The following is a 4,990-nucleotide window of genomic DNA, read 5'->3' on the forward strand; positions in this document are numbered from 1 at the left end:
TCAGCCAACAAGCCTCGCTCACTGTCGTACAGAGCGATGCCGGTTTCATCACAGGAGGTTTCAATACCCAGAACGCGCATTAGGGTCCTTGCTGCAATCAGCTGTTGGAGTGGCTGCGCATGATAATATTCCTGCGGGCTGCGGGCCAGTTTTTCCGGGGCGGGCCCCCGCCCTGAGTGCACCGCTCATCCGGAATCCGCTCGGAGCTCCCTTGTTTTAACCCAATCTTGTTTTGCATTTTCCGTTTATAGGGGTTAACATCCGCTCCCCTTGAAATGCAATCGCTTCTGGCCCAGGCCGGAAGCTTGACTCACAGTTGAACTTTGAGAAAAGGTACGAAATGCCTGCCGTCAAATTGAAAGAGAACGAACCCTTCGACGTCGCACTGCGCCGTTTCAAGCGCTCCTGCGAGAAAGCTGGTGTGCTGGCTGAAGTCCGCCGCCGCGAGTTTTACGAAAAGCCCACTACCGAACGCAAGCGTAAGGCTGCCGCCGCTGTCAAGCGTCACGCCAAGAAGCTGCAGCGCGAACAGCGTCGCCACGTACGCCTGTACTAAGTACCGGCCTGTCCGTCTACGGGCCCTGACAGGCCCGACGAATCGCCGCTTTAGCGGCTCGATTCAAGCGGATTGAAAATATCTGGTTCTGCGCATCTGTCCGGCCTTCCGAAGCATAAGGAATTGGCTGGATTTTTGCGTTGCGCTGTTTTAGCGCACTGCTATAGTGCTCCGAGCCGGCACGGGTACTGGCTGCCTGGCATGTGTCACGGCAACCAACCCGACGACTTCGCAAGGCAGTTCTGATGGCGGGATTGATTCCCCAAGGCTTCATTGATGACCTCCTCGGCCGGACCGACATCCTCGAGGTAGTAGGCTCGCGCCTGAAATTGAAGAAGACCGGCAAGAATTTCTCCGCCCTCTGCCCGTTCCATGACGAAAAATCTCCGTCGTTCAGCGTTAGTCCCGACAAGCAGTTCTATTACTGTTTCGGCTGCGGCGCGGGCGGTAACGCGCTGAGCTTCGTGATGGATTTCGAGCGCCTGGATTTCCCCCAGGCGGTGGAAGAGCTGGCGCGCCAGGCAGGTGTCGACGTTCCGCGCGAAGAGGTCCGCCCCGGCTCACGCCAGGCAAGCCAGCCGCGCAAGGACAGTCCGTTATACGCATTACTGGAACAGGCCGCGGCGTTTTATCGACAGCAACTGCGCCACCATCCCAAGCGCGAGCGCGCGGTCACCTACCTGAAGCAGCGAGGATTGACCGGCCAGATTGCCAAGCGCTACGACATCGGCTTTGCACCGCCCGGCTGGGACAACCTGATGGGGCATTTGACCACCGACTCCACCGAGGTCAAGGCGCTGATCGAGGCCGGCCTGGTCGTGGAGAATCCCGACAGCGGCAAGCGCTATGACCGCTTTCGTGACCGGATCATTTTTCCGATTCGCGACAGCCGTGGCCGCACGCTAGGCTTCGGCGGGCGGGTGCTGGGGGACGACAAACCCAAGTACCTGAACAGCCCGGAAACCCCGGTGTATCACAAGGGGCAGGAGCTGTACGGGCTGTACGAGGCACGGCAGGCGAACCGACAACTGGACGATGTACTGGTAGTAGAGGGCTACATGGACGTAATCGCCCTGGCCCAGCACGGCGTAACCAATGCGGTTGCCACGCTCGGCACGGCGACCAGCGAGGATCATCTCAAGCGACTCTTTCGCATCGTCAATGCGGTCGTATTCTGCTTTGACGGAGATCGGGCCGGCATCCAGGCCGCATGGCGCGCCTTGAATGCCTGCCTGCCGGTGATGGAAGACGGCCGCCACGTACGCTTCCTGTTTCTGCCAGAGGGGCAGGACCCGGATTCGCTGATACGCAGTGAGGGCCAGGATGCATTCCGCGCACGAATGGCTCAGCAGGCTCAGCCGCTGACCGATTATCTGTTCCGTCACCTGGCCGAAGAAGCCAGCCCGGACAGCCTGGAAGGCAAGGCGCACCTGGCGACCCTGGCCTTGCCATTGATCGAACAGGTCCCGGGCAGCATGCTGCGTCGTCTGCTGCGCCAACAGCTGGAAAAGTTGACCGGCATGGACCTGGACAGCGTGCCGAAACAAGCCGTAGCTACAGCCGACCCCAGCATCGGCCACTACGCCAACATACCCGATGAGATGATGGGCGAGCGTGACGAGGACGAATACTATATCCCCGAAAGCGTGTCATCAGCGGCCTCGCAGCGGCCGCCAAGACAACGGGCGCCTGAAGCGCGCTTCCAGCGCAAGCGCGGCACCGAGCGCAGTGGCGTGGAAAGTCCGCTACTGACCGCTGCACGTACGTTGCTGCATCATCCGCAACTGGCCGGCCTGGTAAAGGAAGCCAACCAGTTCGCCAACGAAGAAAGCGAACAGGCTCAATTACTCGTGGCGTTAATTGATGCCCTGCAGAAAACGCCTACACTCAGTACTGTTCAATTGCTCGCCCGCTGGCACGGGACCGAGATGGGCAACCAACTGAGCGCGCTGGCCGAGAAGGAATGGCTATTGAATATTCCCAGCGCAAACCTTGAACAACAGTTTTTCGACACCATTAACAACCTGGTCTCGCAACAAACCGACAGACGCATTCAGAAACTCCTCGACCAGTCAGCGCAAATGCCGCTGACCACCGAGGAAAAGCAAGAACTGCGCGGGCTTCTGACGCGGAGCTCTACGCACATCAACGACAAGTAAACCGGACCCCAACTGGCTTTGCAGCCGGCAATCAGGGTATAATCCGCAGCTTGTTTTTTTGTATACCACGGCATCCACAAGGGTTGTTATGTCCGGAAAAGCGCAACAGCAATCCCGTCTCAAAGAGCTCATCGCACGCGGTCGCGAGCAGGGCTACTTGACCTATGCGGAAGTCAACGACCATCTCCCGGAAGATATTTCCGATCCGGAGCAGGTCGAAGACATCATCCGCATGATCAACGACATGGGAATCACCGTCTTTGAGACAGCACCCGATGCCGATGCTCTGCTCCTGGCAGACAACGACGCGGATGAGGCCGCAGCCGAAGAGGCTGCAGCCGCCCTCGCCGCGGTCGAGAGCGACATTGGCCGGACCACTGACCCGGTGCGCATGTACATGCGCGAAATGGGTACTGTGGAACTGCTGACCCGCGAAGGCGAAATCGAAATTGCCAAGCGGATCGAGGAAGGCATCCGTGAAGTCATGGCTGCAATCTCGATGTTCCCCGGCACCGTTGACGGCATCTTGGCCGACTACCATCGTGTAGTTGAAGAGAGCGGTCGACTGACGGAAATCTTCAGCGGTTACATCGACCCCGACGACGACGGACTCTCCGGCGGCGCTCCTGCGGCCGAACAGGCTCCAGCGCCTGCTGCCAAGCCTGAGAAAGGCGAGAAGGACGACGAAGAGGAAGAGGACGACGACAGCGCCGAGGAAGAAGGTGATGGCGGCCCGGATCCCGAGATCGCACGTCAGCGCTTTACCGCGATTGGCGATCAGCTGGCCAAGACCAAGAAAGCCCTGAAAAAGCACGGTCGTGGCAGCAAGCAGGCGACTACCGAGCTCGAAGAGCTGGCCCTGCTGTTCATGCCGATAAAGCTGATACCCAAGCAATACGAAGCGCTGGTTCAGCGCGTACGTGGCGCCCAGGACCGGATCCGCGCTCAGGAACGCGCCATCATGCAGCTGTGCGTCCGTGACGCGCGCATGCCGCGTGCCGATTTTCTGCGCGGCTTCCCCGGCAACGAAATCAACACCGAATGGGTTGACCAGCTGCTGGCTGACAAGCCGCGCTATGCCGAGGCTCTGGAAGAACGCAAGCCCGACATTATCCGCGCCCAGAAGAAACTGGCTACGCTGGCGCAGGAAGCTGAACTGACCATTACTGAGGTCAAGGACATCAACCGTCGCATGTCGATCGGTGAAGCCCGTGCCCGTCGCGCCAAGAAGGAAATGGTCGAGGCCAACCTGCGACTGGTTATCTCGATCGCCAAGAAGTACACCAACCGCGGTCTGCAATTTCTCGACCTGATCCAGGAAGGCAACATCGGCCTGATGAAGGCTGTCGACAAGTTTGAATACCGCCGCGGCTATAAGTTCTCGACCTACGCCACATGGTGGATCCGGCAGGCCATTACCCGCTCGATCGCCGACCAGGCCCGCACCATCCGTATTCCGGTGCACATGATCGAGACGATCAACAAGCTCAACCGCATCTCCCGCCAGATGCTGCAGGAGATGGGTCGCGAACCGACGCCGGAAGAGCTGGGCGAGCGCATGGAGATGCCCGAGGACAAGATCCGCAAGGTACTCAAGATCGCCAAGGAGCCGATCTCCATGGAAACGCCGATCGGTGACGACGAAGATTCGCATCTGGGCGACTTCATCGAGGATTCGACCATGGAATCGCCGATCGACATGGCGACCGTGGAGAGCCTCAAGGAAGCGACTCGTGATGTGCTCTCCGGCCTTACCGCACGGGAAGCCAAGGTCCTGCGCATGCGTTTCGGTATCGACATGAATACCGACCATACGCTGGAAGAAGTGGGCAAGCAGTTCGACGTGACCCGCGAGCGGATCCGTCAGATCGAGGCCAAGGCGCTGCGCAAGTTGCGGCACCCTACCCGCAGCGATCACCTGCGCAGCTTCCTCGACGAGTAAGCCCTTCGCAGCAAACGAAACGCCCGGCCAGTGCCGGGCGTTTTCGTTTCAGGTCGCCAAAGCTATGGTCAGCAGCGACACCAATCCGTATAATTCGCGTTCCTTCTGTGGGCCCATAGCTCAGTTGGTCAGAGCAGGCGACTCATAATCGCTTGGTCGTAGGTTCAAGTCCTACTGGGCCCACCATTTTTACCCCGGTTTTCCTTGCACGTGTTCTTGCACCCATAGATTGGCCGGTTTGGCCACACTATGGTAACAATTGCGACCTCATTTGGCCGACTTCGCGTGCTTCCCAGTTATGCATGAACCCATGATTTGGTTGTAGATCCCTAA

Annotated in this window: 4 protein-coding genes and 1 tRNA gene; 4 read left to right on the top strand and 1 reads right to left on the bottom strand. The window is 59.0% G+C overall.

What is annotated here, in order from left to right; all coding sequences use genetic code 11:
* Positions 1 to 80: hypothetical protein (locus tag ABYA88_RS15245; protein ID WP_373188245.1), on the bottom strand; the 80-nt coding region annotated here is incomplete at its 3' end.
* Positions 81 to 340: 260 nt separating this feature from the next.
* Between ABYA88_RS15245 and rpsU the strand changes: the two genes are divergently transcribed.
* From rpsU to ABYA88_RS15265, 4 genes are all read left to right on the top strand, one after another.
* Positions 341 to 556, top strand: a complete 216-nt coding sequence (rpsU, locus tag ABYA88_RS15250; protein WP_022961595.1) for a 30S ribosomal protein S21 — start codon at positions 341 to 343, stop codon at positions 554 to 556.
* A gap of 245 nt (positions 557 to 801) precedes the next feature.
* Positions 802 to 2,715 (top strand): DNA primase, encoded by a 1,914-nt coding sequence (gene dnaG, locus ABYA88_RS15255; protein ID WP_373188243.1) that lies wholly within the window; start codon positions 802 to 804, stop codon positions 2,713 to 2,715.
* 88 nt (positions 2,716 to 2,803) lie between these two features.
* Complete coding sequence (gene rpoD / locus ABYA88_RS15260) at positions 2,804 to 4,657, top strand: RNA polymerase sigma factor RpoD (RefSeq protein WP_373188244.1); 1,854 nt, start codon at positions 2,804 to 2,806, stop codon at positions 4,655 to 4,657.
* Between the two features lie 109 nt (positions 4,658 to 4,766).
* Positions 4,767 to 4,843, top strand: a tRNA-Ile gene (locus tag ABYA88_RS15265).
* Positions 4,844 to 4,990: the final 147 nt, after the last annotated feature.

Origin of the sequence: Halopseudomonas sp., from assembly GCF_041579695.1 — a bacterium.
Taxonomy (GTDB): Bacteria; Pseudomonadota; Gammaproteobacteria; order Pseudomonadales; family Pseudomonadaceae; genus Halopseudomonas.

Coding starts and splice junctions, on each gene's coding strand:
- rpsU (WP_022961595.1), top strand. CDS start 341: ATGCCTGCCGTCAAATTGAAAGAGAACGAACCCTTCGACGTCGCACTG.
- rpoD (WP_373188244.1), top strand. CDS start 2,804: ATGTCCGGAAAAGCGCAACAGCAATCCCGTCTCAAAGAGCTCATCGCA.
- dnaG (WP_373188243.1), top strand. CDS start 802: ATGGCGGGATTGATTCCCCAAGGCTTCATTGATGACCTCCTCGGCCGG.